This window comes from Winogradskyella sp. 4-2091 (assembly GCF_045765065.1).
Classification (GTDB): domain Bacteria; phylum Bacteroidota; class Bacteroidia; order Flavobacteriales; family Flavobacteriaceae; genus Winogradskyella.
The window spans coordinates 102,406-127,144 of record NZ_JBJKOD010000008.1 but is presented as its reverse complement, the minus strand read 5'-3'; the positions used below and the strand labels follow the sequence as shown (position 1 = coordinate 127,144).

Genomic DNA, 24,739 nt, shown 5'->3' with positions numbered 1-24,739 from the left:
AATTAACCTAATGTTAATTTAAGTTTTTTTATATTTGAAATTAACAGAATTACTAGTAATAATCGCAACTATTGAATGAGCTTATTTCGTAAACTCTTCGGAAAAAAGTCGGAACAGACTGAAGAAGACATACCTAATCAAGAGCGAGGCAAATATATGCCTGAAGTGAAGCTACCTGCAGATGAACGTTTTACCATAAACTTCAAGGCAAATGGTGGTAAATTTCTGTATTGCGAAAATCTAGAAGAAGTTAAGGATTGTTTTAATTCTATATTAGACGAAAACAATTGGCATAACGATATGGTCTTCTTAATAGATCAGCGATTAACAGAACTGTTTAAAGATTTTAATTTAAACAGCACAAAAAAGCTTTCTGAAAGCGCTTATTTTTTATCCACTTGTGAATATCTCATTTCAGACGATGGTTCGTTATTAATATCTTCAAATCAAATTGCTGAAAAGAAACTTGTTGAATTACCAGATCACTTTATCATCTATGCTACAACAAGTCAGTTTGTTGAAACCATAGGAGAAGGATTAAAAGGAATTAAAGCTAAAAGCAAAGCAACAATACCAACAAACATTACCACTATAAAGCACTTTAAAACTGCTGATGATAAAGATTTTCTAACGTATGGAAGTAGTTCTAAGAACTTGTATTTACTTCTATTAGAAGATTTATAATGAAAGAGCTATTAATTAGAGCACTTTCTGGTGCTATATATGTTTTACTACTCATAGGATCTCTATTTGTAAAAGAAACTTCAGTTATTCTGATTGGTGTTTTTGGTTTTTTAAGTTTAGCAGAGTTTAGTAAACTGATAAAGCTCAAGTCAGTTATTCAGTATGTTATCTTCTTTATTTTGTATTTCAGCTATTGGTATTTCTGTATTCACAACTCTAATAAAACAGAAAGTAAAGAAGTTATTCAAATCATATTAGTGATTACCATTTTTGTTAATCTGATATTAATAAAAGACTTATTTGCATCTAAAAAAATCCCACTGTTTGAGTCCAAAAGATATATCGTGACTACCTTTTATTTAACTAGCGGTTTTTTATTTATGCTTCTTATCGCTAATTTTAATAATGAGTTTACTCCACTTTTATTATTAGGTTCATTTATTCTTATTTGGGTTAATGATAGCGCAGCCTATATCGTTGGTAAAAACTTTGGAAAGCAAAAACTGTTTCCTAGTATCTCTCCTAAAAAAACGGTAGAAGGCTTTTTGGGTGGTTTGTTCTTTGCCTGTATTTCAAGTTATTTCATTGCCAAGTTCACAGAAACACTCAACTTTAATATCTGGCTTATTTTGGCGATTATAGTGAGTGTCTTAGGCACTATTGGTGATCTTATAGAATCAAAATTTAAACGTCAAGCAGGCGTTAAAGATAGTGGAGTTATAATGCCTGGTCATGGAGGATTATTAGATCGGTTAGATAGTATTATATTTGCTGCACCATTTATTTATTTATTTCTAAGAATTTCAAGTCATGTTTCATAAAGAAGGTCATAAAATTATATTCATAACATTGGTTATGGTAGTCGGTTCATTTTTTTTAATTGATGAATTCATTACTAACGAGTGGTTAAGAAAAGGTTTAATGCTAGCTATTCTAGTGTTTTTTGTTCTTATACTACAATTTTTTAGAAACCCTAAACGAAATACTCATATAAATAGTAAACAAGCTTTATCTCCAGTTGATGGTAAAGTTGTTGTTATTGAAGAGGTTGAAGAAAATGAGGTTTTTAAAGACAAACGTATTCAGGTATCAGTATTTATGTCTCCAATAAATGTGCATGTTACACGTTATCCTATTGCAGGTAAAGTTACTTTCAGTAAATATCATCCAGGTAAATTTTTAGTGGCTTGGCATCCAAAAGCGAGTGAAGAAAATGAGCGTACTACAGTGGTTGTAGAAAATGAAAGTTTTGGTAAAGTATTACACAGGCAAATCGCCGGTGCTTTAGCGAAACGAATTGTTAACTACGCGAAGGTAGATACAATTGTAGACCAAGGTACAGATTCAGGTTTTATTAAGTTTGGCTCTCGAGTAGATTTATTCTTACCTTTAGATGCAGATATCAAGGTGGAACTTAATCAGAAAGTTCGTGGAGGGGAAAGTGTGATTGCAGAAATGAAATAATTTCTAAAGAATATGGTTTCTAAAGAATTAGACATAGAATTTAACACTGCTGTGGATCGTGTAAATGATCATACAGAACCTTTTCCTGCTGATTTTCTATTACGTCTATATGCCTACTATAAAAAAGCGACTAACAATTACACACGTCCTAGTAGCCGTAAACCTATTATAAATGCATTTAAGACCAATGCTTTGTTCCAAGTTAAAGATATTACAGAGGATGAAGCTAAACAAGAATATATTAATCTTGTAAATAATTATTTTCTTTACAGAAAATAAGATTACATTCTAATTAACGGCATTGTAGAACAGCGAAGTAAACCTTCTTGCTTTGCTATTTCAGCATAAGGAACTTCCTCCACTGTAAACCCTTGTGCTCTTAACCACCCATTTAATCTTGTAAAGTTCTTTTCAGAAATTATAACATCTTCAGAAATAGAAAACACATTACTATTCATATTATACATTTCTTCTTTTGTTATTTCGAAGACATTGTTTTTTCCAAAGAAATCTAAAAGCCATTCATATTCCTTTTCAACTAAGAAACCATTTTTATGAAGTATAGCTTTATCTGCTCCTATGGGTTGAAAGCAACAGTCTAAATGTAGCGCATTTTCTTTAGGATCTGTATTAGATTTCCTTAGTTCAAACGATTTTACGGTTTTATGCGGAAACAATTCTTGTATCGCTATTACAGCATCCATATTTGTCCTGGCAGTAATATATTCCGGATAATCATCTCCAGAATATGTTCCTATGAAAATATAATCATTCCAAGGCATTACATCACCTCCTTCAACATGACACTCTTCTGGTAATACTATGATATTGTCATCATCAATATGATCTAATACATGCTGAATTGCCTCGTACTCTCGCTCACGATCTGGTAAAATGTTAGCTTTGATTAATTTATCTTCAATAACAAAAGCAATATCTCTAGAAAATATCTGGTTATAATCTTTTATAACTTTTGGTCTGTAAACGTCAACATTATACTTTTTAAACACTTTAGCTACAGCCTCCATTTCCTTTACCATATCACTTTCTAAAGGATAAGTACCAGCTTTTATATGCTGAATAGATTTAGGGTCGTAAGCGTCCTCTATTGATGGAATTGGACCTACACTTTCTGCTGTACCAAGAATAACAGCTCTGAGGCGTGATGTTTCGTTTTGGATGTTCAATATCATAGGTCTAAAAATAAAAAAGCTTCATAATAAATATGAAGCTTTTATGATATATTTTTTATTAATTATCTCTTTTCAATCTCCTTAAACGGTCTAAACGTTTCTCCTATATAAAGTTGTCTAGGACGTCCTATAGGCTCCTTACGCATACGCATTTCTTTCCACTGCGCTATCCAACCTGGTAAACGACCTAAGGCAAACATTACAGTAAACATTTCTACAGGTATTCCCATTGCTCTATAAATAATACCAGAATAGAAATCTACATTTGGATATAATTTTCTATCTACAAAATAAGGATCTTCTAAAGCTTCTTTCTCTAAACCTTTTGCGATATCTAATATTGGATCTTCAACACCTAAATCTGATAATACTTCATCAGCAGCTACCTTAATTATCTTTGCTCTTGGGTCAAAGTTTTTATATACTCTGTGACCAAAGCCCATTAAACGGAAAGGATCACTTTTGTCCTTAGCTTTAGCCATGTATTTTTTAGTATCTCCTCCATCTTCCTTAATGGCTTCAAGCATTTCTAAAACAGCCTGATTTGCTCCACCATGCAATGGTCCCCAAAGTGCAGATATACCAGATGCTAATGACACAAATAATCCTGCATGAGAAGAACCGGTAATTCTTACTGTAGATGTTGAACAATTTTGCTCATGATCTGCATGTAAGATTAAAAGTTTATCTAAAGCATTAACAAGAATTGGATTCTGCTCGTATTCACTGTTTGGACTTTTGAACATCATCTTTAAAATATTCTCAACATAGCCTAAATTGTCATCTCCATACTCTAAAGGTAAACCTTGCTTTTTACGCATAGTCCAAGCTACAATAACCGGAAATTTCCCTAGAATAGTAACGATTGAATTATACATCGCTTGCTCAGAAGCTACGTCTACAGACGTTGGGTAAAATGCCGTTAAAGCACTAGTTAAAGAAGATAAAACACCCATTGGATGAGCAGACTTTGGAAAAGCATCTAAAATCTTTTTAAGGTCGTCATCTACAACAGAGTGAGATTTTATATCACTATGAAATTTGTCAAGTTCATCTTGATTTGGCAGCTCTCCAAATATTAATAAATATACTACCTCAAGAAAATCCGCTTTTTCTGCTAACTCTTCAATTGAGTAACCTCTATATCTTAATATTCCTTTTTCTCCGTCTAAAAATGTGATAGCACTCTCGCAACTACCAGTATTTTTATAACCAGGATCTAAAGTAATAGCTCCACCTGTTGCACTTCTTAAACTTTTAACATCAATAGCAACCTCGTTCTCGGTTCCAACTATTAAAGGGAAATCGTATTTCTCACCATTAATTTCTAATGTAGCTTTATCTGACATATCTTCTTTTCGGATTTTTATATATTATTAGAGTCGTAAATTTACGAAAACTCAAACGATTTCGAAAGTAGAATTAGAACCGTTTTAACATTTCAAAAATGTTTTGCGAATAGTTTAATTTTTTGATTGAAATTGAGAATAAATATTGAATTTTAGTGTTCATTTTTTATTTGAGTCCTCTGCATATGCCTTTAACTGAATTTAGATTGATACTTATATCGTTACCCTCTTAACCAAAAAAAACTGCAAAATAAGATTTGCAGGATTTTTAAATTTAAAATTGAGTATTAAAAATGCTTACTTCAATTTAAAAGCATTAGCTCCAGGGAAATAAGCAACATCTCCTAATTCTTCTTCAATACGTAATAACTGGTTGTATTTAGCCATACGATCACTACGAGACGCTGAACCTGTTTTAATTTGTCCACAGTTTAATGCAACAGCTAAATCTGCAATTGTATTATCTTCCGTTTCACCTGATCGATGAGACATTACAGAAGTATAACCTGAATTATGTGCCATATTTACTGCAGCTATAGTTTCTGTTAAAGTACCGATTTGGTTAACTTTAATTAATATTGAATTTGCAATTCCATTTTCAATACCACGAGATAAACGCTCTACATTAGTTACATATAAATCATCACCTACTAATTGAACTTTATCTCCAATTTGTTCGGTAAGATCTTTCCAACCATCCCAATCATTCTCATCCATACCATCTTCTATAGAAATAATAGGATATTTAGCTGCTAAGTCTGCTAAATACTTAGCTTGCTCTTTACTTGTTCGAACTTCACCTTTATCACCTTCAAAAAGTGTGTAATCATATTTACCATCTTTATAAAATTCTGCTGCAGCACAATCTAAAGCGATCATTATATCTTCTCCAAATTTATAACCTGCTTTTTCAACAGCATTTTTAATAGTATCTAGAGCATCTTCTGTACCACCTGGTAAGTTTGGTGCAAAACCACCCTCATCACCTACCGCAGTACTTAAATCTCTATCGTGTAATACTTTTTTAAGATTATGGAAAATCTCAGTTCCCATTTGCATTGCATGTGTAAAGTTCTTAGCTTTTACAGGCATCACCATAAATTCTTGAAACGCAATAGGTGCATCACTATGAGAACCACCATTAATAATATTCATCATTGGTAATGGCAACGTATTTGCAGAAACACCTCCAACATATCTGTACAATGGCATTCCTAATTCGTTAGCTGCTGCCTTAGCAACTGCTAAAGAAACACCTAAAATTGCATTAGCTCCCAATTTAGATTTGTTAGGTGTACCGTCTAAATCTATCATCATTTGATCAATTGCATTTTGTTCAAATACGGAAACACCTAATAACTCTTGAGCAATTGTAGCGTTAACATTTTCTACAGCCTTTAAAACGCCTTTTCCCATGTAAGTGTCTCCACCATCTCTTAACTCAACCGCTTCATGCTCTCCTGTAGATGCTCCAGAAGGAACTGCTGCCCTTCCCATTACTCCATTTTCTGTAGTTACATCAACTTCTACAGTTGGATTACCTCTAGAGTCTAATATTTGTCTTGCGTGTACATTGATTATAATGCTCATTTTTCTATTATTTTTAATGTTGATTTCTTATCAAATTTACGAAATAATATAGCTTAAAACATAACAAAAATCATATTTCCATTTAATGTTTACTATAATGTTTTCGAAACTAAAAAAACGCAAAAAAAAATGGTTTTTTTTGCGTTTTTAATACTAGTTGTTCTTAATATTCTCAATAAATTGATCAAAGAGATACAATGAATCGTTAGGTCCAGGACTCGCCTCTGGATGATATTGTACCGAAAAACAGTTTTTGTCTTTAACTTTAATACCAGCAACAGTATTATCATTTAAATGAACATGAGTTATTTCTACGTTATCATTAGCTTCTGTTTCGTCTCTATTAATAGCAAAACCATGATTTTGAGATGTTATCTCTCCTTTACCCGTCATTAAGTTCTTCACAGGGTGATTAATACCTCTATGACCGTTATGCATCTTGTAAGTAGATATTCCGTTAGCCAAGGCTATGACTTGGTGCCCTAAACAAATGCCAAATAAAGGTTTGTTTTTTGCTATTATTTCTTTAGCCACTTCTTGAGCAGCCACTAATGGTTCTGGATCTCCAGGTCCATTAGATAAAAAATAACCATCCGGATTAAAAGCTTCTAACTCTTCAAACGTTGCGTTGTACGGAAATACCTTTACATAAGCGTCTCTACTCGTTAAATTTCTAAGAATGTTTTTCTTAATTCCTATATCTAAAGCAGCAATTTTATATTTAGCATTTTCATCTCCTACAAAGTAAGGTTCTTTAGTTGATACCTTAGATGCTAACTCTAAACCTTTCATAGAAGGTAAATCCGCTAGCTGTTTTTTTAAACCTTCTATGTTATCAACTTCAGTTGTAATAACGGCATTCATTGCACCATTATCTCTAATGTAACTCACCAACGCTCTCGTGTCAACATCTGCAATTGCTAAGGTATTATGTTTTTCAAAAAAATCTTGCAAAGATGCATCAGCTGCTGGTCTAGAATAATTGAAACTGAAATTTTTACAAATTAAACCTGCTATTTTAATATCTTCAGATTCTACTTCATCTGCTTTTGTACCATAGTTTCCTATATGAGCATTAGTGGTTACCATAAGCTGACCGTAATATGAAGGGTCTGTGAAAATTTCTTGATAACCAGTTGTACCAGTGTTAAAACACACTTCACCAAAAGCAGAACCTTCTTTACCAATAGATTTACCATGAAAAATTGTTCCGTCTGCTAAAAGAATAAGGGCTTTTTTTCTTTGTTTATATTTCATTGTTGTTGTGTTGAATCGTTTATTGCTATTAACTCAAAATTATATTTTATTCCTATTGGCTGACTGGCAACCTTCTTTTGCGTTAGCGATTGAACGGTTTGTTTGAGCTCCTCGCAGAGAGCGAGTAGTGAAAGCGCGACCGAATAAGTTTTCTTTTAAACTTGTTGGGTAACGCCCAAATCGTGACAATGCTTTGCAAAAATCCAAAAAAAAAGGATAAACTGAAACAGTCTATCCTTTATATTTATTAATGCTTATTAACATTTATTCTTCTTCGTTTGAAGCGTTAGTCTCCACTGGTGGAGTTGTAGTAGCTTTGCTACCACCTCTTCTACTTCTACGAGTCGTTTTCTTAGGTGCTTTACCAGCATTATAGATTTCGTTGTAATCAACTAATTCTATCATTGCCATATCAGCGTTATCACCTAATCTGTTTCCTAATTTAATGATACGTGTATATCCACCTGGACGATCACCAATTTTTGCTGCTACATCTCTGAATAATTCAGAAACTGCCTCTTTTTGTCTAAGTTTTGACATTACAATACGTCTGTTGTGTGTAGTATCTGTCTTAGATTTTGTTATCATTGGCTCTACAAACTGCTTTAAAGCTTTTGCTTTAGCTACCGTTGTATTAATACGCTTGTGCTCAATTAATGAACAAGCCATATTAGCTAACATTGCTTTTCTGTGTGCTGTTTGTCTACCTAAGTGGTTGAATTTTTTTCCGTGTCTCATGACCTTTGTTTTATCATCTTGCTACTATACTCTTTAGCGAGGAGCAAAATATGATTAGTATTAATTAATATTAGTCTTTGTCTAATTTATATTTGGTTAAATCCATTCCGAAATTTAATCCTTTTACATTTACTAGTTCTTCTAGCTCTGTTAAAGACTTCTTACCGAAGTTTCTGAATTTCATTAAATCATTTTTATTGAATGACACTAAGTCTCCTAAAGTATCAACTTCTGCTGCTTTTAAACAGTTAAGTGCACGTACAGAAAGATCCATATCAACTAATTTAGTTTTCAATAGTTGTCTCATGTGAAGTGACTCTTCATCATAAGTTTCGGTCTGTGCGATTTCATCAGCCTCTAAAGTGATACGCTCATCAGAGAATAACATGAAGTGGTGAATTAATATCTTAGCTGCTTCTGTTAAAGCATCTTTTGGGTTAATTGAACCGTCAGTTTGAATTTCGAAAACTAATTTTTCGTAATCCGTTTTTTGCTCTACACGGTAATTTTCAATTGCATACTTTACATTCTTAATTGGTGTGAAGATTGAATCTGTAAAGATAGTTCCGATTGGTGCTGAAGCTTTCTTATTTTCTTCTGCGGGTACGTAACCTCTTCCTTTTTCAATAGTCAATTCCATATTAATGTTTACTTTAGGATCTAAGTTACAGATTACTAAATCTGTATTTAATACTTGGAAACCTGAAATAAACTTCTGGAAATCACCAGCTGTAATTTGATTTTGTCCTGAGATAGAAATAGTAACTGTTTCGTTATCTATTTCATCGATTTGACGCTTAAAGTTAACTTGCTTTAAGTTCAAAATCATTTCAGTTACATCTTCAACTACACCAGAAATTGTAGAAAATTCATGATCTACACCTTCTATTCTTAGTGAAGTGATTGCAAAACCTTCTAAAGAAGATAATAATACTCTTCTAAGAGCATTACCTACTGTTAATCCGTATCCTGGTTCTAATGGTCTGAATTCGAATTTACCTTCGAAGTCAGTAGAATCAATCATGATTACTTTGTCTGGTTTTTGAAAATTTAATATTGCCATAGTTTTCTTCGTTTTAATTGTGACTTGGTTGCGCGATTTATAAGTTTGAAGAAGTCAAATAAATCCTTTGGCCAAATACCAATATGATTAATTATTATTTAGAGTAAAGTTCAACGATAAATTGTTCGTTGATTTGTTCTGGGATTTGGATTCTAGCTGGTACAGTAACATATGTTCCTTCCATTGATCCTGTATTCCAAGTAATCCACTCAAAAACATTGCTAGAATTAGCTAATGAATTTTGAATAGCTTCTAAAGATTTTGATTTCTCTCTAACACCTACTACATCTCCAGCTTTTAGTTGGTAAGAAGGAATGTTTACCTTTTCACCGTTTACTGTGATATGTCTGTGCGAAACTAATTGTCTTGCACCACTTCTTGTTGGAGAGATACCCATTCTGTAAACAACATTATCTAAACGAGACTCACATAATTGAAGTAAAACTTCACCAGTAATACCTTTAGATGCCGTTGCTCTTTTGAACATGTTTCTGAATTGCTTTTCTAATATACCGTAAGTATATTTAGCTTTTTGCTTCTCCATTAATTGGATTGCATATTCAGATTTCTTTCCACGACGACGGTTATTTCCGTGTTGCCCTGGAGGGTAATTTCTTTTTTCGAAGGCTTTGTCATCTCCGAAGATCGCTTGTCCGAATTTACGGGCGATTTTAGTTTTAGGACCAGTATATCTTGCCATTTTAAATTTGTTTTGAGAGTGATTTTAGAATTAAGGTCTTAATCTTATCCTTCTATAACCGTTAACCTCTCGATTGATACTTGTATTAATTTTTTCAGTTTGCAAATTTATGCAAAATAAACTAATATCAATACATTTTCATGAATGATATTAGTTTACATATAATTTTTGAGAATAATTCTAACCCAAAAAGGTTAGAAACTGAAATTAATTCAGATTAAACTCTACGTCTTTTTGGAGGACGACAACCGTTATGTGGCATTGGAGTAACATCAATAATTTCTGATACTTCAATTCCTGCATTGTGTATAGATCTAATAGCAGATTCTCTACCATTTCCAGGACCTTTAACATATGCCTTTACTTTCTTTAATCCAGCTTCTTTAGCTACACCTGCAGCATCTTCTGCAGCTAATTGTGCAGCGTAAGGCGTGTTCTTTTTAGAACCTCTAAACCCCATTTTACCTGCTGATGACCAAGAAATAACGTCACCTTTTTTATTTGTTAAAGAAATAATGATGTTATTAAATGAAGCTGTTATGTGTGCTTCACCAATTGCATCAACTATAACTTTACGTTTTTTAGTACTTGCCTTTGCCATGTTTACTTTTAGTTTTTAGTATTAGTTTATAGTCGCTAGAATCCTAAACCGTTAAATTTCAAACAGATTCTTTCCAACGTCTAATAGACTAAAGACCATTTATTATTTAGTTACTTTCTTTTTGTTAGCAACCGTTTTTCTTCTACCTTTTCTTGTACGAGAGTTATTCTTAGTACGTTGTCCTCTTAAAGGAAGACCAACTCTATGACGAATACCTCTGTAACATCCAATATCCATTAATCGCTTAATGTTCATTTGAGTTTCAGAACGTAATTCACCTTCGATTTTAAAAGTTCCAACTGCGTCACGGATTGCTCCTATTTCGTCGTCAGACCAATCTTGTACTTTTGTGCTTTCGTCAACTTTAGCAGCAGCTAAAATTTCCTTTGCTCTACTTCTACCTACTCCGTAGATATAAGTTAAAGAGATCACTCCTCTTTTCTGTTTTGGTATGTCTACACCTGCAATTCTTGCCATAATTACCCTTGTCTTTGTTTGAATCTAGGATTCTTTTTGTTAATGACGTAAAGTCTACCTTTTCTGCGCACTAATTTACAGTCTGCGCTTCTTTTCTTTACTGATGCTCTAACTTTCATCGTATTAGTATCTATAAGTTATACGAGCCTTCGTTAAATCGTAAGGACTCATTTCTAATTTCACTTTATCACCTGGTAATAACTTAATATAATGCATACGCATTTTACCAGAGATATGTGCAGTCACTATATGACCATTTTCTAATTCTACACGAAACATAGCATTAGATAATGCTTCTATAATTGTTCCGTCTTGTTCTATTGCCGCTTGTTTTGCCATAATATTATATCTTATTGCGCAACCGCTTTTCTATTCTTACCCGTTTTCATTAAACCATCATAATGCTTATTTAATAAATAAGAATTAATCTGTTGCATGGTATCTATTGCTACACCAACCATAATTAATAATGATGTACCACCGAAAAACAATGCCCAACCTGCCTGAACTTTCAATAAATTCATTACAAATGCAGGGAAAATAGCTACCAAGGCTAAAAATATAGAACCTGGTAACGTAATCTGAGACATAATTTTATCTAAATACTCAGATGTTTCTGATCCTGGACGAATACCTGGTATAAAACCTCCGCTTCGTTTTAAATCATCAGCCATTTTATTTGTTGGTACCGTAATAGCGGTATAAAAGTATGTAAAAATGATTATTAAAATAGCAAACATTAGGTTATACCAAAACCCGAACATATCAGCAAAATTAGTTTGCATCCATAAACCAGCTGAAGTATCTTTTAACCAAGATGAGCTACCTATTAATCCTGGCACAAACATAATTGCTTGAGCAAATATAATCGGCATTACACCAGAAGCATTTAACTTCAATGGTAAAAACTGACGCGATCCAAATGCATTCTTTTCGTATCCACCAGATGCTGTTCTTCTTGCATATTGAACTGCAATTTTTCTAACCGCCATAACTAAGAATACTGAAGCTAATATGATTAAGAACCAAATTACCATTTCTATTAATATCATCATAAATCCTCCATTTCCACCTTCTAATCTAGAAGCTGCATTTTGAATAAATGACGCTGGTAATGTTGCTATAATACCTACCATAATTAATAATGAAATACCATTTCCTATTCCTTTATCAGTAATTTTTTCACCTAACCACATTGCGAATACACAACCTGTAACCAAAATAATAACTGAAGAAACATAAAATATACTTTCACTAAATCCTGGTACAAGCATAGCTCCCATTGAAGAAGAACCAGATAAGCCAGGAATACTAGCTAAATAACCTGGAGCCTGAACTAAACAGATTACTATTGTTAACCAACGTGTAATTTGTGTAATTTTCTTCTGGCCACTTGCCCCTTCTTTCTGAAGTTTTTGTAGATAAGGAATCGCAATACCCATTAACTGAACTACAATAGATGCAGAAATATAAGGCATAATACCTAAAGCAAATACAGATGCATTAGCAAATGCTCCACCTGTAAACGCATTTAGTAAGCCTAAAAGACCACCTGTTGTTCCATCTTGTAAACCACCTAGCGCATCTATATTGATACCAGGTAATACAACCTGAGCACCAAAACGATATACCAACAACAAACCTAAGGTTAAGATAATCCTATCCTTAAGTTCTGTGATTTTCCAAACGTTTTTTAATGTTTCTATTATTTTCATCCTATAATCTTATAAAGTTACAGCTTCACCACCAGCAGCTTCAATAGCAGCTTTTGCCGTAGCAGTAAATTTATGAGCAGTTACCTTTAATTTTGTCTTCAATTCTCCTCTACCTAAGATTTTTACTAGCTCATTTTTACCAGCTAATCCCATAGATACTAAAGATTCAAAATCAACACTATCTTTAACTTTCTTTTCGTCTACTAACTTTTGTAATGTATCTAAATTTACACCTTGATATTCTACTCTGTTAATATTTGTAAAACCAAATTTAGGCACACGTCTTTGTAATGGCATTTGACCACCTTCAAATCCTAATTTCTTAGAATAACCTGAACGAGACTTTGCTCCTTTGTGACCACGTGTTGCAGTACCACCTTTACCAGAACCTTGTCCACGTCCAATACGCTTCCCTTGATTTTTTACTGAACCTTCTGCAGGTTTTAAATTACTTAAATCCATTGTTAAGTTATATTATTAAGCTTCCTCTACAGAAACTAAGTGTTCAACTTTCTTCACCATACCAAGGATGTTTGGTGTGGCATCGTGCTCTACTACTTGTCCAATCTTTTTTAAACCTAAAGCTAACAACGTCAACTTTTGTCTTTTAGTACGATTGATTGCACTTTTTACTTTCTTTACTTTAATCTTTGCCATCTTATCCTATCGATTATCCGTTAAATACTTTTTCAAGTGAAATTCCGCGTTCTTTAGCTACAGACTTTGCATCTCTTAATTGTAATAAAGCATCAAAAGTAGCTTTTACAACATTATGAGGATTTGAAGATCCTTGAGACTTAGATAATACATCATGTACACCAACTGCTTCAAGAACAACTCTTACCGCACCACCTGCAATTACACCTGTACCAGGAGCAGCAGGAATGATGTTAACTCTTGCACCACCAAATTTACCTTTTTGCTCATGTGGTAATGTACCTTTGATGATAGGAATTCTTACTAAGTTTTTCTTAGCATCTTCAACTGCCTTTGCAATTGCTGTTGCCACATCCTTAGATTTACCTAATCCATGTCCTACAACATTTGTTTCGTCACCTACAACAACAATTGCAGAAAAACCAAATGCTCTACCACCTTTTGTTACTTTAGTTACACGTTGTACACCTACTAAGCGGTCTTTTAATTCTAATCCGCCTGGTTTTACAAGCTCTGCGTTTTTATATTTTTGATACATAATGTCTTAAAATTTAAGTCCTGCTTCTCTAGCACCTTCTGCTAATGATTTTACTCTTCCATGATATAAATAACCACCTCTATCAAAAGAAATAGTTTCAACACCAGCCTTCATAGCTTTTTCTGCAACAGACTTTCCTACTAAAGTAGCAATTTCTGATTTGTTTCCTTTAGACTTAGCTATATCTTTATCTCTTGAAGATGCAGCAGCTAAAGTGTTACCAGATACATCATCTACGACTTGAGCATAAATCTCTTTATTACTTCTAAAAACAGCTAATCTTGGTTTTGTTTCAGTACCAGATACTACCTTACGGATTCTGTTTTTAATTCTTAATCTTCTTTCGTTCTTTGTCAATGCCATAACTTAATTATTACGCTGATTTACCTGCTTTTCTTCTAATTTCTTCACCAACAAACTTGATACCTTTTCCTTTGTAAGGTTCTGGTTTTCTGAAGCCACGAATTTTAGCAGCAACTTGACCAACTAATTGTTTGTCAAAAGACGTTAATTTTACTATTGGATTTTTACCTTTTTCTGAAATTGTTTCAACTTTTACTTCTGGAGCAATATCTAAAACAATATTATGAGAAAATCCTACAGCTAAATCTAATTTTTGTCCTTGATTTGAAGCTCTATAACCTACACCAACTAACTCTAGTTCTTTGGTCCAACCTTTAGAAACACCTTCTATCATGTTAGCAATTAATGCTCTATAAAGACCATGTTTTGCTCTTAAATCTTTCTTATCAGAAGCACGCTCTAATGTAATAGTACCGTCTTCTTGTTTTATAGTAATATCTGAATACTCTTGAGATAATTCACCTAATTTACCTTTTGCAGTAATTACGTTATCTTTAATTTCAAGTGTTACACCTTCAGGAACTGTTATTGGGTTTTTACCTATTCTTGACATAATATCCTGTTTTTAGTATACGTAACATAAAACTTCACCACCAACATTTTCTCTTTGCGCTTGTTTACCTGTCATAACTCCATGAGAAGTAGAAACAATTGCAATACCTAATCCGTTAAGGATTCTTGGCATTTCGTTAGAAGAAGCATATTTACGTAAACCTGGTTTACTGATTCTTTGAATTTTTTTGATGACAGACTCTTTTGTCTCTTTACTGTACTTCAAAGCAATTTTGATAGTACCTTGTACTGTTGAGTCGTCAAACTTATAACTTAAGATAAATCCTTGATCGAATAAAATCTTAGTTATTTCTTTCTTTAAATTAGATGCAGGTATCTCAACCACTCTGTGGTTTGCTTTCACTGCATTTCTAACTCGCGTTAAATAATCCGCTATTGGATCTGTATACATATGTATTAATTTGCGGTAGCGGTTTTCGACATTATTGTCAAACCTGAAACCAATTTATAATTTTACCAACTTGCCTTTTTAACACCAGGAATTAATCCTTGGTTAGCCATCTCTCTAAACATTACACGAGAAATTCCGAATTGTCTCATATAACCTTTTGGTCTTCCTGTAAGTTTACAACGGTTGTGCTGACGTATTGGAGAAGCATTTTTTGGTAATTTCTGTAATGCTTCATAATCTCCAGCTTCTTTTAAAGCTTTACGTTTTTCTGCATATTTAGCTACCGTTTTAGAACGCTTAACCTCACGGGCTTTCATTGATTCTTTAGCCATAATTAATTCTTTTTAAAAGGTAATCCTAGTTCTGTTAATAAAGACTTCGCTTCCTTGTCTGTCTCTGCAGTGGTTACGAATGTTATATCCATTCCTGAAATTTTGTTAATTTTATCAATGTCAATTTCTGGAAAAATAATTTGTTCTACAACACCTAAGTTATAATTTCCACGTCCATCAAAGCCAGTTGCTTTAATACCGTTAAAATCTCTAACTCGTGGTAAAGCTGAAGTTACTAAACGATCTAAGAACTCATACATTTGCTCACCTCTTAAAGTTACCTTAGCACCAATTGGCATACCTTTACGTAACTTAAATGAAGCAACATCTTTCTTAGACATTGTATGTATAGCTTTCTGTCCAGATATTTTTGTAAGTTCTTCTACTGCGTGATCGATTAATTTCTTATCCGCAACAGCAGCACCAACACCTTTAGATATTACTATCTTAGTAAGTTTAGGTACTTGCATTACATTTTTATATCCAAATTCTTCGGTAAGAGCAGCAACAACTTTGTCCTTATACTCTTGTTTTAATCTTGCAACGTAAGCCATAATTAAATTACTTCATTAGATTTTTTAGAAAATCTCACTTTATTATCACCATCCATTTTAAATCCAACTCTAGTTGTTTCTCCTTTTGAAGTTAACAATGATAAGTTAGAAATATGTATAGATGCTTCCTTCTCTACAATTCCACCTTGAGGATTTTGTGCACTTGGTTTAGTATGTTTCTTTACCATGTTCACGCCTTCTACGATGGCTTTGTTTTTCTCTATTAATACTTTAAGTACTTTACCTTCTGAACCTTTGTGGTCTCCAGCAACAACTTTTACAGTATCTCCTGATTTTATTTTAAGCTTTGTCATTTTATTTATCAATTAAAGCACTTCTGGTGCCAATGATACAATTTTCATGAATTGTTTATCACGAAGTTCTCTAGCTACAGGACCAAAAACACGAGTTCCTCTCATTTCCCCTTGAGGATTTAAAAGTACACATGCATTGTCATCAAATCTAATATAAGATCCGTCAGGACGTCTTACTTCCTTAGCCGTACGCACAACAACTGCTGTAGAAACAGCACCTTTCTTGATACTTCCATTTGGTGTTGCATCTTTGACAGATACTACAATTTTATCTCCAACAGAAGCGTACCTTCTTTTAGTTCCTCCTAATACACGGATAGTTAAAACCTCCTTTGCACCAGTGTTATCAGCTACTTTTAATCTTGATTCTTGTTGTACCATAATTACTTCGCTCTTTCAATTATTTCTACTAATCTCCAACACTTAGACTTACTTAAAGGTCGTGTTTCCATGATCTTTACAGTATCGCCTTCGTTGCAGTCGTTTGTCTCATCGTGTGCGACATATTTCTTAGTCTTTAACACGAATTTTCCATACATAGGGTGTTTTACTTTCTTAACCTCTGCAACTACAATAGATTTCTCCATTTTGTTACTTGTTACGATCCCTATACGTTCTTTTCTTAAGTTTCTTTTTTCCATCTTTCAGCAGAATACAATTATTGTACGTCTCTTTTAGTTAATTCGGTTGCCACTCTAGCTACTGCACGACGAGCGACACGTAACTGAATTGGGTTGTCTAAAGGAGAAATAGTATGAGCCATTTTTAGGTCTGTATAACTCTTTTTAGTCTCACTAAGTTTCTCTTGTAACTCAGCTGTTGAAAGCTGTTTAATTTCTGATTGCTTCATAATATCTTTTTATTAAGCTTCGTAATCTCTAGCTATGATAAACTTAGTTTTTACCGGAAGTTTCTGTGCTGCTAAACGTAATGCTTCTTGAGCTACGTCTAATGGCACACCACTTATTTCAAATAACATACGTCCTGGTTTCACAACTGCTGCCCAATACTCAACACCACCTTTACCTTTACCCATACGTACTTCAAGAGGTTTCTTTGTAATAGGCTTGTCTGGAAATATTTTAATCCATAACGATCCTTCTCTCTTCATGTAACGAGTTGCTGCAATACGTGCTGCTTCTATTTGACGTGCAGTAATAAAAGTCGACTCTAGTGACTTAATACCGAAAGTACCATTTGATAACAAATGACCTCTTCCCGCATTTCCTTTCATACGTCCTTTTTGCTGCTTACGAAATTTTGTTCTTTTAGGCTGTAACATTTTTTCTTTTCTTTAAAAAATTACTTTCTACGACGAGATTGGTTCTTGTTTCCACCACGTCCACCTTTACCTTTTTGCTTAGATAAGCCAACTAATGGAGAAAGTTCTCTTTTACCATATACTTCGCCTTTCATTATCCAAACTTTGATGCCCAATCTACCATAAGTAGTATGTGCTTCTACAAGAGCATAATCAATATCAGCTCTAAATGTAGATAAAGGAATACGTCCTTCTTTATAGTGTTCAGAACGTGCCATTTCAGCACCATTCAAACGACCACTAATCTGAATTTTAATTCCTTCTGCATTCATTCGCATGGCAGCTGCGATAGCCATCTTTATAGCACGTCTGTACGAAATTCTACTTTCAATTTGACGAGCTACACTTGCTGCTACTAAGTATGCATCTAGTTCAGGTCTTTTAATCTCAAAGATGTTCAATTGAACTTCTTTACCAGTAATTTTCTTAAGCTCTTCTTTTAACTTATCTACCTCTTGTCCACCTTTTCCGATAATAATACCAGGTCTAGCAGTAGTGATAGTAACGGTTACAAGTTTAAGCGTACGCTCAATAATTACTCTACTTACACTAGCTTTAGATAAACGCGCGTGAACGTATTTTCTAATCTTATCGTCTTCGGCAAGTTTATCACCATAATCGTTTCCTCCGTACCAGTTAGATTCCCATCCTCTGATAATTCCTAAGCGATTTCCGATTGGATTTGTCTTTTGTCCCATATCTCTATCTTAGCTTTGTGTTTTATTTATTGCATCTACTACCACAGTTACGTGGTTAGATCTCTTTCTAATTCTATGTGCTCTACCTTGTGGTGCTGGTCTTAAGCGCTTAAGCATTGCTCCACCATCAACTCTAATCTCTTTGATATAAAGTTTAGCTTCTTCAACATCAGCATCTTCGTTTTTAGCTTGCCAGTTAGCAATTGCAGACATAACAAGTTTCTCTAAACGACGAGACGCTTCTTTTTGGCTAAATCTAAGAATCTGAAGAGCTTTCTCTGCCTTTTCACCTCTTACTAAATCCGCAACTAAACGCATTTTTCTAGGTGACGTAGGACAGTTATTTAGCTTAGCAAAAGCAACCTGCTTTTTTTCAGCCTTAATAGCTTCCGCCATTTGTTTTTTACGACTTCCCATGATTCTTATTTTTTACCTTTATTCTTAGCACCTGCATGACCTCTAAAAGATCTTGTTGGTGAAAATTCTCCTAATTTGTGACCTACCATATTTTCAGTAACATATACTGGAACAAACTGACGACCATTATGAACTGCTATAGTCTGACCAACGAAATCTGGAGAAATCATTGATGCTCTTGACCAAGTCTTAATTACTGTCTTTTTGTTTGAAGCTACATTATCTGCAACTTTCTTTTCCAATTTATAGTGGATATAAGGTCCTTTTTTTAATGAACGTGCCATACTATCTTAATTATTTCTTTCTACGTTCTACAATATACTTATTACTCGACTTCGTCTTAGAACGTGTTCTAAATCCTTTAGCAGGAACACCGTTTCTATTTCTTGGATGTCCACCTGAAGATTTACCTTCACCACCACCCATTGGGTGATCTACTGGATTCATCACTACTGGTCTTACTCTTGGACGTCTACCTAACCATCTACTTCTACCTGCTTTACCAGATACTAATAATTGGTGGTCAGAGTTCGAAACAACTCCTATTGTAGCCATACAAGTGATTAAGATCATTCTAGTTTCACCAGACGGTAATTTAACTGTAGCAAACTTATCACCTCTTGCCATTAACTGAGCAAAAGCACCTGCACTACGAGCCATAACAGCTCCTTGTCCAGGACGTAACTCTATACAAGAAATAATTGTACCTAAAGGTATTTCACTTAAAGGCATTGCGTTTCCAATTTCTGGAGCGATACCTTTTTCACCAGACACTATATTTTGTCCTACTTGCAAACCATTTTGAGCGATAACATAACGTTTCTCACCATCTTGGTAATTAAGTAAAGCAATAAATGCTGTTCTGTTTGGATCGTATTCAATTGACTTAACTTCTGCAGGAATTCCTACTTTGTTACGTTTGAAATCGATAATACGATAACGTTTCTTGTGACCTCCACCTAATTGGCGCATGGTCATCTTTCCTTGACTGTTTCTACCACCAGATCTTTTTTTCGGAGCAAGCAAGCTTTTCTCCGGCTTATCAGTAGTTATGGCGTCAAATCCATTTACTACTCTAAATCGCTGAGCTGATGTGATCGGTTTTAATTTTCTTACTGACATTAATGTCTAAAATTACATGTTAGTGTATAAATCTATTACTTCACCTTCCGCCAGTTGTACAATTGCTTTTTTAACAGCATTTGTTTTACCATGTTGAATACCAGTCTTTGTATGACGTGTTCTTCTCTCTGGACGGACATTTATTGTACGAACCTTTTCAACAGAAACTCCATAAGCAGCCTCAACCGCCTTTTTGATTTCTACCTTGTTCGCCTTTGTCTTCACTTCAAATGCATAAGCATTTAACAACTCACTTTGCATGGTTGCTTTTTCTGTGATTATAGGTTTTATTAAGATACTCATCTGTTCTATTTACTTAAATTCGATTCAATTCCTTCTAATGCACTTTCAATAAGAATAACTTTATTAGCATTCATTATTTTATAAGTACTTAATTCTGAAGCAGTTACCACTTCTGAACCTTTAAAATTACGTGATGACAAATATACATTATTATTTGAGCCACCCAACACAATAAGAGATTTTTTGTTTTCAACCTCTAATGCCTTCAAAACATTGATAAAGTTTTTAGTTTTTGGAGCTTCAAAATTGAAGTCTTCCATAACTAAAATTGACTTATCATTTGCTTTAATACTTAATGCAGATTTACGTGCTAATCGCTTTAAATTTTTATTTAATTTAAAACCATAGTTTCTTGGTCTAGGACCAAACATACGTCCACCACCTTTAAATACACCAGATTTAATAGAACCTGCACGTGCTGTACCAGTTCCTTTTTGTTTTTTAATCTTACGTGTACTACCAGCAATCTCTGCTCTTTCTTTTGCCTTATGCGTTCCCTGTCTTTGATTTGCTAAGTATTGCTTAACATCTAAATAGACAGCATGATTATTAGGCTCTATAGCGAATACGTCTTTAGAAAGCTCTGCTTTCCTTCCCGTATCTTTTCCGTTTATATCTAAAACTGCTACCTTCATTACTTCTCAATGATTACATAAGAATTCTTGTGACCAGGAACACATCCTTTTACAACAAGTAAGTTCTTTTCAGCAACTACTTTATAAACTCTTAAATTTTGAACTTTTACTGTTTCACCACCCATTCTTCCGGCCATCTTCATTCCTTTGAATACTCTCGCAGGATAAGAAGCTGCACCAATAGAACCAGGAGCTCTTAAACGATTATGTTGACCATGCGTTGCTTGACCTACACCACCAAATCCGTGACGTTTAACAACACCTTGAAAACCTTTACCTTTAGAAGTACCTGCGATATCCACAAATTCTCCTTCAGTAAATTGCTCCACAGTGATTGCATCACCTAACTTGTACTCCTCACCAAAACCTTTGAATTCAACAACTTTGCGTTTTACAGAAGTACCCGCTTTTTTAGCATGACCTAAGTCTGCTTTAGTAGCGCTTTTTTCTGTCGCGTCATCGAAACCTAATTGAAGGGCTGAATAACCATCCACTTCTTCAGTTCTGACTTGGGTAACGATACATGGTCCAGCTTCGATTACTGTACATGGAATATTCTTTCCATTTTCATCGAAAATGCTGGTCATACCGATTTTTTTTCCAATTAACCCAGACATATTTATTATTTATTAATTATTACTATTTGTTATTCAAAACTCAAGGCTGAAAAATACGTTTCAGCCTTGAATTGTATTTTTTACCGTTTTTCCTTCGCTCGCAGCTTAGGACATGTTACTGTGTAATTACACTTTAATCTCAACTTCTACTCCACTTGGTAATTCAAGTTTCATTAAAGCATCAATTGTTTTAGAAGATGAAGAGTAAATATCTAATAATCTCTTATAAGAGCTTAATTGAAATTGTTCTCTAGACTTCTTATTTACGTGTGGTGAACGTAATACAGTGAAAATTTTCTTGTGTGTTGGTAATGGGATTGGACCTGTTACTACTGCACCTGTACTCTTAACTGTTTTTACAATCTTATCAGCAGACTTATCAACTAAATTATGATCGTAAGACTTTAATTTTATTCTAATTTTTTGACTCATTTTCTTTTAGTTTTAAGCTTCTACGCCTTTAGCTGCTTTAATTACTTCTTCAGATATATTTGAAGGTGTTTGAGCATAGTGTGAAAATTCCATTGTTGATGTTGCACGACCAGAAGATAATGTTCTTAAAGTTGTTACATATCCAAACATTTCTGATAATGGTACAGTTGCTTTTACAGTTTTAGCACCATTTCTATCACCCATATCACTTACTTGACCTCTTCTTCTATTTAAATCACCAACTATATCACCCATGTTTTCTTCAGGTGTTATAACCTCAAGTTTCATGATAGGCTCCATAATCACGGCTTTAGCAGCTTTAGCTACATTCTTAAACCCTAATTTAGCAGCTAATTCGAAAGATAATTGATCTGAATCGACATCGTGATAAGATCCATCTTTTAATGTAATCTTCATTGCATCAACTTCGAAACCAGCTAACGGTCCATTTACCATCGCCATTTTGAATCCTTTTTCAATTGAAGGGATAAATTCCTTAGGAACGTTACCACCTTTAATTACAGACTCAAACTGAAGTCCTACTTGACCTTCGTCTGCAGGCTCAATTGTAAATACGATATCTGCGAATTTACCACGTCCACCAGATTGCTTTTTATAAACCTCTCTGTGATCTGCAGCAGCAGTAATAGCTTCTTTATATTCAACTTGTGGTTGACCTTGGTTAACCTCAACTTTAAATTCACGCTTTAAACGATCTACAATTACATCTAAGTGTAACTCTCCCATACCAGAAATAATAGTCTGACCAGAAGCTTCATCTGAACGTACTGTAAATGTAGGATCCTCCTCAGCTAATTTAGCCAAGCCCATTCCTAACTTATCAACATCTGCCTTAGTCTTAGGCTCTACCGCAATACCAATTACTGGATCAGGGAAGTCCATTGATTCTAAAACAATTGGATGTTTCTCAGCCGTTAAAGTATCTCCTGTTTTAATAGATTTAAATCCAACAGCAGCTCCAATATCACCAGCCTCAATAAAATCAATTGCATTTTGTTTATTAGCATGCATTTGGTAAATACGTGAAATACGTTCTTTTTTACCAGAACGATTGTTCAACACATAAGAACCAGCATCTAAACGACCAGAATATGCTCTAAAGAATGCTAAACGTCCTACGAAAGGATCTGTAGCAATTTTAAATGCTAAAGCAGCGAATGGCTCCTTTACGTCTGGTTTACGAATTTCTTCTTCTTCAGTATCTGGATTTACACCCACAATACCTTCTTTATCTGTAGGAGAAGGCAAATAACGACATACAGCATCTAATAAAAATTGTACACCTTTATTTTTAAATGCAGAACCACAAATCATTGGAATAATAGCCATATCCATCACAGCAGCTCTAAGTGCAGCATGCACTTCATCTTCTGTAATAGAATCTTCATCTTCCATGAACTTCTCTAATAAGTTCTCATCGTAGCTTGCTACTTCTTCAATTAATAAAGCTCTATATTTTTTAGCTTCAGCTTTAAGCTCTTCTGGTATTTCAATAACATCAAAAGTAGACCCTTGAGTTTCGTCATGCCATACAATAGCTCTGTTCTTAACTAAATCTATGATACCTTTAAAGTCCATCTCATCACCAATGTTTAAAACAATTGGCACTGCGTTAGACTTCAACATATCTTTTACCTGCTGACAAACACCTAAAAAGTTAGATCCTTGACGGTCCATTTTATTAACGAAACCAATACGAGGTACTTTATAATTATCAGCTAATCTCCAGTTAGTTTCAGATTGTGGCTCAACACCATCAACTGCACTAAACAAGAAAACTAACCCATCTAATACACGCAATGAACGATTTACCTCTACAGTAAAATCTACGTGACCAGGAGTATCAATAATATTAAAATGGTATCCTTTTGTCTCAGGTGTTGGTTCACCATTTTCAATAGGGAATTTCCATTCACAAGTTGTAGCAGCAGAAGTAATTGTAATACCTCTTTCTTGCTCTTGCTCCATCCAGTCCATAGTAGCAGCACCATCATGTACTTCACCAATTTTATGTGAAACACCTGTATAGTAAAGAATACGTTCTGTAGTAGTAGTTTTTCCAGCATCAATATGTGCTGCAATACCTATATTTCTAGTAAATTTTAAATCTCTTGCCATTTCTTAAAATCTAAAGTGAGAGAATGCTTTGTTAGCTTCTGCCATCTTGTGAGTATCCATTCTTTTCTTAACAGCAGCACCTTCTTCTTTAGCAGCAGCTAATACTTCTGATGCTAAACGTTGTGCCATAGATTTTTCGTTTCTTTTACGTGAAAAGCTAATTAACCATTTCATCGCAGTTGAAACCTTACGGTCTGGACGAATTTGCATTGGAATCTGAAATGTAGCACCACCAACACGACGACTACGTACTTCTACGTGAGGCATTACGTTAGATAAAGCTTCCTTCCAAATTTCTAAAGCTGTTTTTTCGTCATCATTTTTTTTCTCTTCAACAATATCAATTGCATCATAGAATACTTTAAAAGCCACAGACTTCTTACCGTCCCACATCATCATGTTAACAAAACGTGTTACTAACTGATCATTAAATTTAGGATCTGGTAAAAGCGGTCTCTTTTTTGCTGCTCTTTTTCTCATGTCTTCTTCTTAAAGTTTTAAA

The 24,739-nt window shown here is 34.1% G+C and carries 39 protein-coding genes; 4 read left to right on the top strand and 35 right to left on the bottom strand.

Annotated elements, in window-relative coordinates; all coding sequences use genetic code 11:
* The first annotated feature begins 75 nt into the window (after positions 1-75).
* From ACJBCC_RS12075 to ACJBCC_RS12060, 4 genes are read left to right on the top strand one after another with little or no spacing between them, the layout of a single operon-like run.
* The gene (locus tag ACJBCC_RS12075; RefSeq protein ID WP_299102641.1) at positions 76-684 is read left to right on the top strand and encodes an LUD domain-containing protein; all 609 of its coding nucleotides are present in this window, start codon (positions 76-78) and stop codon (positions 682-684) included.
* Positions 684-1,505, top strand: coding sequence for a phosphatidate cytidylyltransferase (locus ACJBCC_RS12070; protein WP_299102643.1), 822 nt, complete (start codon positions 684-686; stop codon positions 1,503-1,505). The genes ACJBCC_RS12075 and ACJBCC_RS12070 overlap by 1 nt, the downstream gene beginning before the upstream one ends.
* Positions 1,495-2,148, top strand: a complete 654-nt coding sequence (locus ACJBCC_RS12065) for a phosphatidylserine decarboxylase family protein (protein WP_299102645.1) — start codon at positions 1,495-1,497, stop codon at positions 2,146-2,148. The genes ACJBCC_RS12070 and ACJBCC_RS12065 overlap by 11 nt, the downstream gene beginning before the upstream one ends.
* A gap of 12 nt (positions 2,149-2,160) precedes the next feature.
* The gene (locus ACJBCC_RS12060; protein ID WP_173281873.1) at positions 2,161-2,427 is read left to right on the top strand and encodes an acyl-CoA-binding protein; all 267 of its coding nucleotides are present in this window, start codon (positions 2,161-2,163) and stop codon (positions 2,425-2,427) included.
* A gap of 2 nt (positions 2,428-2,429) precedes the next feature.
* On the opposite strand, the gene ACJBCC_RS12055 is transcribed toward ACJBCC_RS12060, so the two are convergent.
* The 35 genes from ACJBCC_RS12055 to rpsG form a co-directional block, all read right to left on the bottom strand.
* On the bottom strand, positions 2,430-3,341 hold the full coding sequence (locus tag ACJBCC_RS12055; protein ID WP_299102647.1) for a dimethylarginine dimethylaminohydrolase family protein: 912 nt from the start codon (positions 3,339-3,341) through the stop codon (positions 2,430-2,432).
* Between the two features lie 62 nt (positions 3,342-3,403).
* Positions 3,404-4,690, bottom strand: a complete 1,287-nt coding sequence (locus ACJBCC_RS12050; RefSeq protein ID WP_299102648.1) for a citrate synthase — start codon at positions 4,688-4,690, stop codon at positions 3,404-3,406.
* Between the two features lie 297 nt (positions 4,691-4,987).
* Complete coding sequence (gene eno / locus ACJBCC_RS12045) at positions 4,988-6,280, bottom strand: phosphopyruvate hydratase (protein WP_299102649.1); 1,293 nt, start codon at positions 6,278-6,280, stop codon at positions 4,988-4,990.
* Between the two features lie 153 nt (positions 6,281-6,433).
* Positions 6,434-7,537 (bottom strand): glutamine-hydrolyzing carbamoyl-phosphate synthase small subunit, encoded by a 1,104-nt coding sequence (gene carA / locus ACJBCC_RS12040; RefSeq protein ID WP_299102650.1) that lies wholly within the window; start codon positions 7,535-7,537, stop codon positions 6,434-6,436.
* 264 nt (positions 7,538-7,801) lie between these two features.
* Positions 7,802-8,275 carry a 50S ribosomal protein L17 gene (gene rplQ, locus ACJBCC_RS12035; RefSeq protein ID WP_299102651.1) on the bottom strand — a complete coding sequence of 158 codons (474 nt, stop codon included), beginning with the start codon at positions 8,273-8,275 and terminating at the stop codon, positions 7,802-7,804.
* 70 nt (positions 8,276-8,345) lie between these two features.
* Positions 8,346-9,338, bottom strand: a complete 993-nt coding sequence (locus tag ACJBCC_RS12030) for a DNA-directed RNA polymerase subunit alpha (RefSeq protein WP_407557302.1) — start codon at positions 9,336-9,338, stop codon at positions 8,346-8,348.
* Between the two features lie 94 nt (positions 9,339-9,432).
* Positions 9,433-10,038: a 30S ribosomal protein S4 gene (rpsD, locus tag ACJBCC_RS12025; RefSeq protein WP_299102653.1), complete on the bottom strand. Its 606-nt coding sequence runs from the start codon at positions 10,036-10,038 to the stop codon at positions 9,433-9,435.
* A 217-nt stretch (positions 10,039-10,255) separates the two neighbouring features.
* On the bottom strand, positions 10,256-10,639 hold the full coding sequence (rpsK, locus tag ACJBCC_RS12020) for a 30S ribosomal protein S11 (RefSeq protein ID WP_173281865.1): 384 nt from the start codon (positions 10,637-10,639) through the stop codon (positions 10,256-10,258).
* A gap of 102 nt (positions 10,640-10,741) precedes the next feature.
* Complete coding sequence (gene rpsM, locus ACJBCC_RS12015) at positions 10,742-11,116, bottom strand: 30S ribosomal protein S13 (protein WP_173281864.1); 375 nt, start codon at positions 11,114-11,116, stop codon at positions 10,742-10,744.
* A gap of 2 nt (positions 11,117-11,118) precedes the next feature.
* Positions 11,119-11,235 (bottom strand): type B 50S ribosomal protein L36, encoded by a 117-nt coding sequence (gene ykgO, locus ACJBCC_RS12010; RefSeq protein WP_008269159.1) that lies wholly within the window; start codon positions 11,233-11,235, stop codon positions 11,119-11,121.
* A 4-nt stretch (positions 11,236-11,239) separates the two neighbouring features.
* Positions 11,240-11,455: a translation initiation factor IF-1 gene (gene infA / locus ACJBCC_RS12005; RefSeq protein WP_007094967.1), complete on the bottom strand. Its 216-nt coding sequence runs from the start codon at positions 11,453-11,455 to the stop codon at positions 11,240-11,242.
* A gap of 11 nt (positions 11,456-11,466) precedes the next feature.
* Positions 11,467-12,831: a preprotein translocase subunit SecY gene (gene secY / locus ACJBCC_RS12000; RefSeq protein ID WP_407557301.1), complete on the bottom strand. Its 1,365-nt coding sequence runs from the start codon at positions 12,829-12,831 to the stop codon at positions 11,467-11,469.
* A gap of 9 nt (positions 12,832-12,840) precedes the next feature.
* Positions 12,841-13,293 (bottom strand): 50S ribosomal protein L15, encoded by a 453-nt coding sequence (gene rplO, locus ACJBCC_RS11995; RefSeq protein ID WP_299102655.1) that lies wholly within the window; start codon positions 13,291-13,293, stop codon positions 12,841-12,843.
* Positions 13,294-13,308: 15 nt separating this feature from the next.
* On the bottom strand, positions 13,309-13,488 hold the full coding sequence (gene rpmD, locus ACJBCC_RS11990; protein WP_008269164.1) for a 50S ribosomal protein L30: 180 nt from the start codon (positions 13,486-13,488) through the stop codon (positions 13,309-13,311).
* A 13-nt stretch (positions 13,489-13,501) separates the two neighbouring features.
* Positions 13,502-14,026, bottom strand: coding sequence for a 30S ribosomal protein S5 (gene rpsE, locus ACJBCC_RS11985; RefSeq protein ID WP_173281861.1), 525 nt, complete (start codon positions 14,024-14,026; stop codon positions 13,502-13,504).
* 6 nt (positions 14,027-14,032) lie between these two features.
* On the bottom strand, positions 14,033-14,389 hold the full coding sequence (gene rplR, locus ACJBCC_RS11980; RefSeq protein ID WP_299102656.1) for a 50S ribosomal protein L18: 357 nt from the start codon (positions 14,387-14,389) through the stop codon (positions 14,033-14,035).
* Between the two features lie 10 nt (positions 14,390-14,399).
* Positions 14,400-14,942, bottom strand: coding sequence for a 50S ribosomal protein L6 (rplF, locus tag ACJBCC_RS11975; RefSeq protein WP_299102657.1), 543 nt, complete (start codon positions 14,940-14,942; stop codon positions 14,400-14,402).
* A gap of 12 nt (positions 14,943-14,954) precedes the next feature.
* The gene (gene rpsH, locus ACJBCC_RS11970) at positions 14,955-15,353 is read right to left on the bottom strand and encodes a 30S ribosomal protein S8 (RefSeq protein WP_299102658.1); all 399 of its coding nucleotides are present in this window, start codon (positions 15,351-15,353) and stop codon (positions 14,955-14,957) included.
* Between the two features lie 62 nt (positions 15,354-15,415).
* Positions 15,416-15,685, bottom strand: coding sequence for a 30S ribosomal protein S14 (gene rpsN, locus ACJBCC_RS11965; protein WP_115818545.1), 270 nt, complete (start codon positions 15,683-15,685; stop codon positions 15,416-15,418).
* A 2-nt stretch (positions 15,686-15,687) separates the two neighbouring features.
* Positions 15,688-16,239, bottom strand: a complete 552-nt coding sequence (gene rplE / locus ACJBCC_RS11960) for a 50S ribosomal protein L5 (protein WP_299102659.1) — start codon at positions 16,237-16,239, stop codon at positions 15,688-15,690.
* 2 nt (positions 16,240-16,241) lie between these two features.
* Positions 16,242-16,553 carry a 50S ribosomal protein L24 gene (gene rplX / locus ACJBCC_RS11955; protein ID WP_299102660.1) on the bottom strand — a complete coding sequence of 104 codons (312 nt, stop codon included), beginning with the start codon at positions 16,551-16,553 and terminating at the stop codon, positions 16,242-16,244.
* Between the two features lie 12 nt (positions 16,554-16,565).
* Positions 16,566-16,934: a 50S ribosomal protein L14 gene (gene rplN, locus ACJBCC_RS11950; RefSeq protein ID WP_185790319.1), complete on the bottom strand. Its 369-nt coding sequence runs from the start codon at positions 16,932-16,934 to the stop codon at positions 16,566-16,568.
* A gap of 2 nt (positions 16,935-16,936) precedes the next feature.
* Positions 16,937-17,194 (bottom strand): 30S ribosomal protein S17, encoded by a 258-nt coding sequence (gene rpsQ, locus ACJBCC_RS11945; protein ID WP_092469501.1) that lies wholly within the window; start codon positions 17,192-17,194, stop codon positions 16,937-16,939.
* A gap of 17 nt (positions 17,195-17,211) precedes the next feature.
* Positions 17,212-17,403 (bottom strand): 50S ribosomal protein L29, encoded by a 192-nt coding sequence (gene rpmC / locus ACJBCC_RS11940; RefSeq protein WP_173281853.1) that lies wholly within the window; start codon positions 17,401-17,403, stop codon positions 17,212-17,214.
* A 12-nt stretch (positions 17,404-17,415) separates the two neighbouring features.
* Positions 17,416-17,835: a 50S ribosomal protein L16 gene (gene rplP, locus ACJBCC_RS11935; protein ID WP_008269176.1), complete on the bottom strand. Its 420-nt coding sequence runs from the start codon at positions 17,833-17,835 to the stop codon at positions 17,416-17,418.
* A gap of 20 nt (positions 17,836-17,855) precedes the next feature.
* The gene (gene rpsC, locus ACJBCC_RS11930) at positions 17,856-18,572 is read right to left on the bottom strand and encodes a 30S ribosomal protein S3 (protein WP_157364592.1); all 717 of its coding nucleotides are present in this window, start codon (positions 18,570-18,572) and stop codon (positions 17,856-17,858) included.
* A gap of 9 nt (positions 18,573-18,581) precedes the next feature.
* Positions 18,582-18,989: a 50S ribosomal protein L22 gene (gene rplV / locus ACJBCC_RS11925; protein WP_299102661.1), complete on the bottom strand. Its 408-nt coding sequence runs from the start codon at positions 18,987-18,989 to the stop codon at positions 18,582-18,584.
* A gap of 5 nt (positions 18,990-18,994) precedes the next feature.
* Positions 18,995-19,273: a 30S ribosomal protein S19 gene (gene rpsS / locus ACJBCC_RS11920; RefSeq protein ID WP_157364594.1), complete on the bottom strand. Its 279-nt coding sequence runs from the start codon at positions 19,271-19,273 to the stop codon at positions 18,995-18,997.
* Between the two features lie 10 nt (positions 19,274-19,283).
* On the bottom strand, positions 19,284-20,111 hold the full coding sequence (gene rplB / locus ACJBCC_RS11915; protein ID WP_299102662.1) for a 50S ribosomal protein L2: 828 nt from the start codon (positions 20,109-20,111) through the stop codon (positions 19,284-19,286).
* A gap of 12 nt (positions 20,112-20,123) precedes the next feature.
* Positions 20,124-20,414 carry a 50S ribosomal protein L23 gene (rplW, locus tag ACJBCC_RS11910; protein WP_299102663.1) on the bottom strand — a complete coding sequence of 97 codons (291 nt, stop codon included), beginning with the start codon at positions 20,412-20,414 and terminating at the stop codon, positions 20,124-20,126.
* 5 nt (positions 20,415-20,419) lie between these two features.
* The gene (gene rplD / locus ACJBCC_RS11905; RefSeq protein WP_299102664.1) at positions 20,420-21,049 is read right to left on the bottom strand and encodes a 50S ribosomal protein L4; all 630 of its coding nucleotides are present in this window, start codon (positions 21,047-21,049) and stop codon (positions 20,420-20,422) included.
* Positions 21,049-21,666 (bottom strand): 50S ribosomal protein L3, encoded by a 618-nt coding sequence (rplC, locus tag ACJBCC_RS11900; RefSeq protein WP_173281844.1) that lies wholly within the window; start codon positions 21,664-21,666, stop codon positions 21,049-21,051. Before rplC ends, rplD begins: the two co-directional genes overlap by 1 nt.
* 126 nt (positions 21,667-21,792) lie before the next feature.
* Positions 21,793-22,098, bottom strand: a complete 306-nt coding sequence (rpsJ, locus tag ACJBCC_RS11895) for a 30S ribosomal protein S10 (protein WP_007650482.1) — start codon at positions 22,096-22,098, stop codon at positions 21,793-21,795.
* A gap of 12 nt (positions 22,099-22,110) precedes the next feature.
* Positions 22,111-24,237, bottom strand: coding sequence for an elongation factor G (gene fusA / locus ACJBCC_RS11890; RefSeq protein ID WP_299102665.1), 2,127 nt, complete (start codon positions 24,235-24,237; stop codon positions 22,111-22,113).
* A 3-nt stretch (positions 24,238-24,240) separates the two neighbouring features.
* Positions 24,241-24,717 (bottom strand): 30S ribosomal protein S7, encoded by a 477-nt coding sequence (rpsG, locus tag ACJBCC_RS11885; protein WP_299102666.1) that lies wholly within the window; start codon positions 24,715-24,717, stop codon positions 24,241-24,243.
* Positions 24,718-24,739: the final 22 nt, after the last annotated feature.

Coding starts and splice junctions, on each gene's coding strand:
- rpsK (WP_173281865.1), bottom strand. CDS start 10,639: ATGGCAAAGGCAAGTACTAAAAAACGTAAAGTTATAGTTGATGCAATT.
- rplB (WP_299102662.1), bottom strand. CDS start 20,111: ATGTCAGTAAGAAAATTAAAACCGATCACATCAGCTCAGCGATTTAGA.
- rpmC (WP_173281853.1), bottom strand. CDS start 17,403: ATGAAGCAATCAGAAATTAAACAGCTTTCAACAGCTGAGTTACAAGAG.
- ACJBCC_RS12065 (WP_299102645.1), top strand. CDS start 1,495: ATGTTTCATAAAGAAGGTCATAAAATTATATTCATAACATTGGTTATG.
- rplE (WP_299102659.1), bottom strand. CDS start 16,239: ATGGCTTACGTTGCAAGATTAAAACAAGAGTATAAGGACAAAGTTGTT.
- rpsD (WP_299102653.1), bottom strand. CDS start 10,038: ATGGCAAGATATACTGGTCCTAAAACTAAAATCGCCCGTAAATTCGGA.
- carA (WP_299102650.1), bottom strand. CDS start 7,537: ATGAAATATAAACAAAGAAAAAAAGCCCTTATTCTTTTAGCAGACGGA.
- rplQ (WP_299102651.1), bottom strand. CDS start 8,275: ATGAGACACGGAAAAAAATTCAACCACTTAGGTAGACAAACAGCACAC.
- rpsS (WP_157364594.1), bottom strand. CDS start 19,273: ATGGCACGTTCATTAAAAAAAGGACCTTATATCCACTATAAATTGGAA.
- rplV (WP_299102661.1), bottom strand. CDS start 18,989: ATGGGAAGTCGTAAAAAACAAATGGCGGAAGCTATTAAGGCTGAAAAA.
- rplX (WP_299102660.1), bottom strand. CDS start 16,553: ATGACAAAGCTTAAAATAAAATCAGGAGATACTGTAAAAGTTGTTGCT.
- ACJBCC_RS12050 (WP_299102648.1), bottom strand. CDS start 4,690: ATGTCAGATAAAGCTACATTAGAAATTAATGGTGAGAAATACGATTTC.
- ACJBCC_RS12070 (WP_299102643.1), top strand. CDS start 684: ATGAAAGAGCTATTAATTAGAGCACTTTCTGGTGCTATATATGTTTTA.
- rplC (WP_173281844.1), bottom strand. CDS start 21,666: ATGTCTGGGTTAATTGGAAAAAAAATCGGTATGACCAGCATTTTCGAT.
- rplR (WP_299102656.1), bottom strand. CDS start 14,389: ATGGCATTGACAAAGAACGAAAGAAGATTAAGAATTAAAAACAGAATC.
- rplP (WP_008269176.1), bottom strand. CDS start 17,835: ATGTTACAGCCTAAAAGAACAAAATTTCGTAAGCAGCAAAAAGGACGT.
- eno (WP_299102649.1), bottom strand. CDS start 6,280: ATGAGCATTATAATCAATGTACACGCAAGACAAATATTAGACTCTAGA.
- rpsQ (WP_092469501.1), bottom strand. CDS start 17,194: ATGGAAAAAAGAAACTTAAGAAAAGAACGTATAGGGATCGTAACAAGT.
- rplO (WP_299102655.1), bottom strand. CDS start 13,293: ATGGATTTAAGTAATTTAAAACCTGCAGAAGGTTCAGTAAAAAATCAA.
- rpsN (WP_115818545.1), bottom strand. CDS start 15,685: ATGGCTAAAGAATCAATGAAAGCCCGTGAGGTTAAGCGTTCTAAAACG.
- rpsJ (WP_007650482.1), bottom strand. CDS start 22,098: ATGAGTCAAAAAATTAGAATAAAATTAAAGTCTTACGATCATAATTTA.
- rpsH (WP_299102658.1), bottom strand. CDS start 15,353: ATGTATACAGATCCAATAGCGGATTATTTAACGCGAGTTAGAAATGCA.
- rpmD (WP_008269164.1), bottom strand. CDS start 13,488: ATGGCAAAGATTAAAGTAAAGAAAGTAAAAAGTGCAATCAATCGTACT.
- rpsM (WP_173281864.1), bottom strand. CDS start 11,116: ATGGCAAGAATTGCAGGTGTAGACATACCAAAACAGAAAAGAGGAGTG.
- secY (WP_407557301.1), bottom strand. CDS start 12,831: ATGAAAATAATAGAAACATTAAAAAACGTTTGGAAAATCACAGAACTT.
- ACJBCC_RS12075 (WP_299102641.1), top strand. CDS start 76: ATGAGCTTATTTCGTAAACTCTTCGGAAAAAAGTCGGAACAGACTGAA.
- rpsC (WP_157364592.1), bottom strand. CDS start 18,572: ATGGGACAAAAGACAAATCCAATCGGAAATCGCTTAGGAATTATCAGA.
- rpsE (WP_173281861.1), bottom strand. CDS start 14,026: ATGTATCAAAAATATAAAAACGCAGAGCTTGTAAAACCAGGCGGATTA.
- ACJBCC_RS12030 (WP_407557302.1), bottom strand. CDS start 9,338: ATGGCAATATTAAATTTTCAAAAACCAGACAAAGTAATCATGATTGAT.
- rplD (WP_299102664.1), bottom strand. CDS start 21,049: ATGAAGGTAGCAGTTTTAGATATAAACGGAAAAGATACGGGAAGGAAA.
- rplW (WP_299102663.1), bottom strand. CDS start 20,414: ATGAGTATCTTAATAAAACCTATAATCACAGAAAAAGCAACCATGCAA.
- rplN (WP_185790319.1), bottom strand. CDS start 16,934: ATGGTACAACAAGAATCAAGATTAAAAGTAGCTGATAACACTGGTGCA.
- ACJBCC_RS12055 (WP_299102647.1), bottom strand. CDS start 3,341: ATGATATTGAACATCCAAAACGAAACATCACGCCTCAGAGCTGTTATT.
- infA (WP_007094967.1), bottom strand. CDS start 11,455: ATGGCAAAACAAGCGGCAATAGAACAAGACGGAACAATTATAGAAGCA.
- fusA (WP_299102665.1), bottom strand. CDS start 24,237: ATGGCAAGAGATTTAAAATTTACTAGAAATATAGGTATTGCAGCACAT.
- rpsG (WP_299102666.1), bottom strand. CDS start 24,717: ATGAGAAAAAGAGCAGCAAAAAAGAGACCGCTTTTACCAGATCCTAAA.
- ykgO (WP_008269159.1), bottom strand. CDS start 11,235: ATGAAAGTTAGAGCATCAGTAAAGAAAAGAAGCGCAGACTGTAAATTA.
- rplF (WP_299102657.1), bottom strand. CDS start 14,942: ATGTCAAGAATAGGTAAAAACCCAATAACAGTTCCTGAAGGTGTAACA.
- ACJBCC_RS12060 (WP_173281873.1), top strand. CDS start 2,161: ATGGTTTCTAAAGAATTAGACATAGAATTTAACACTGCTGTGGATCGT.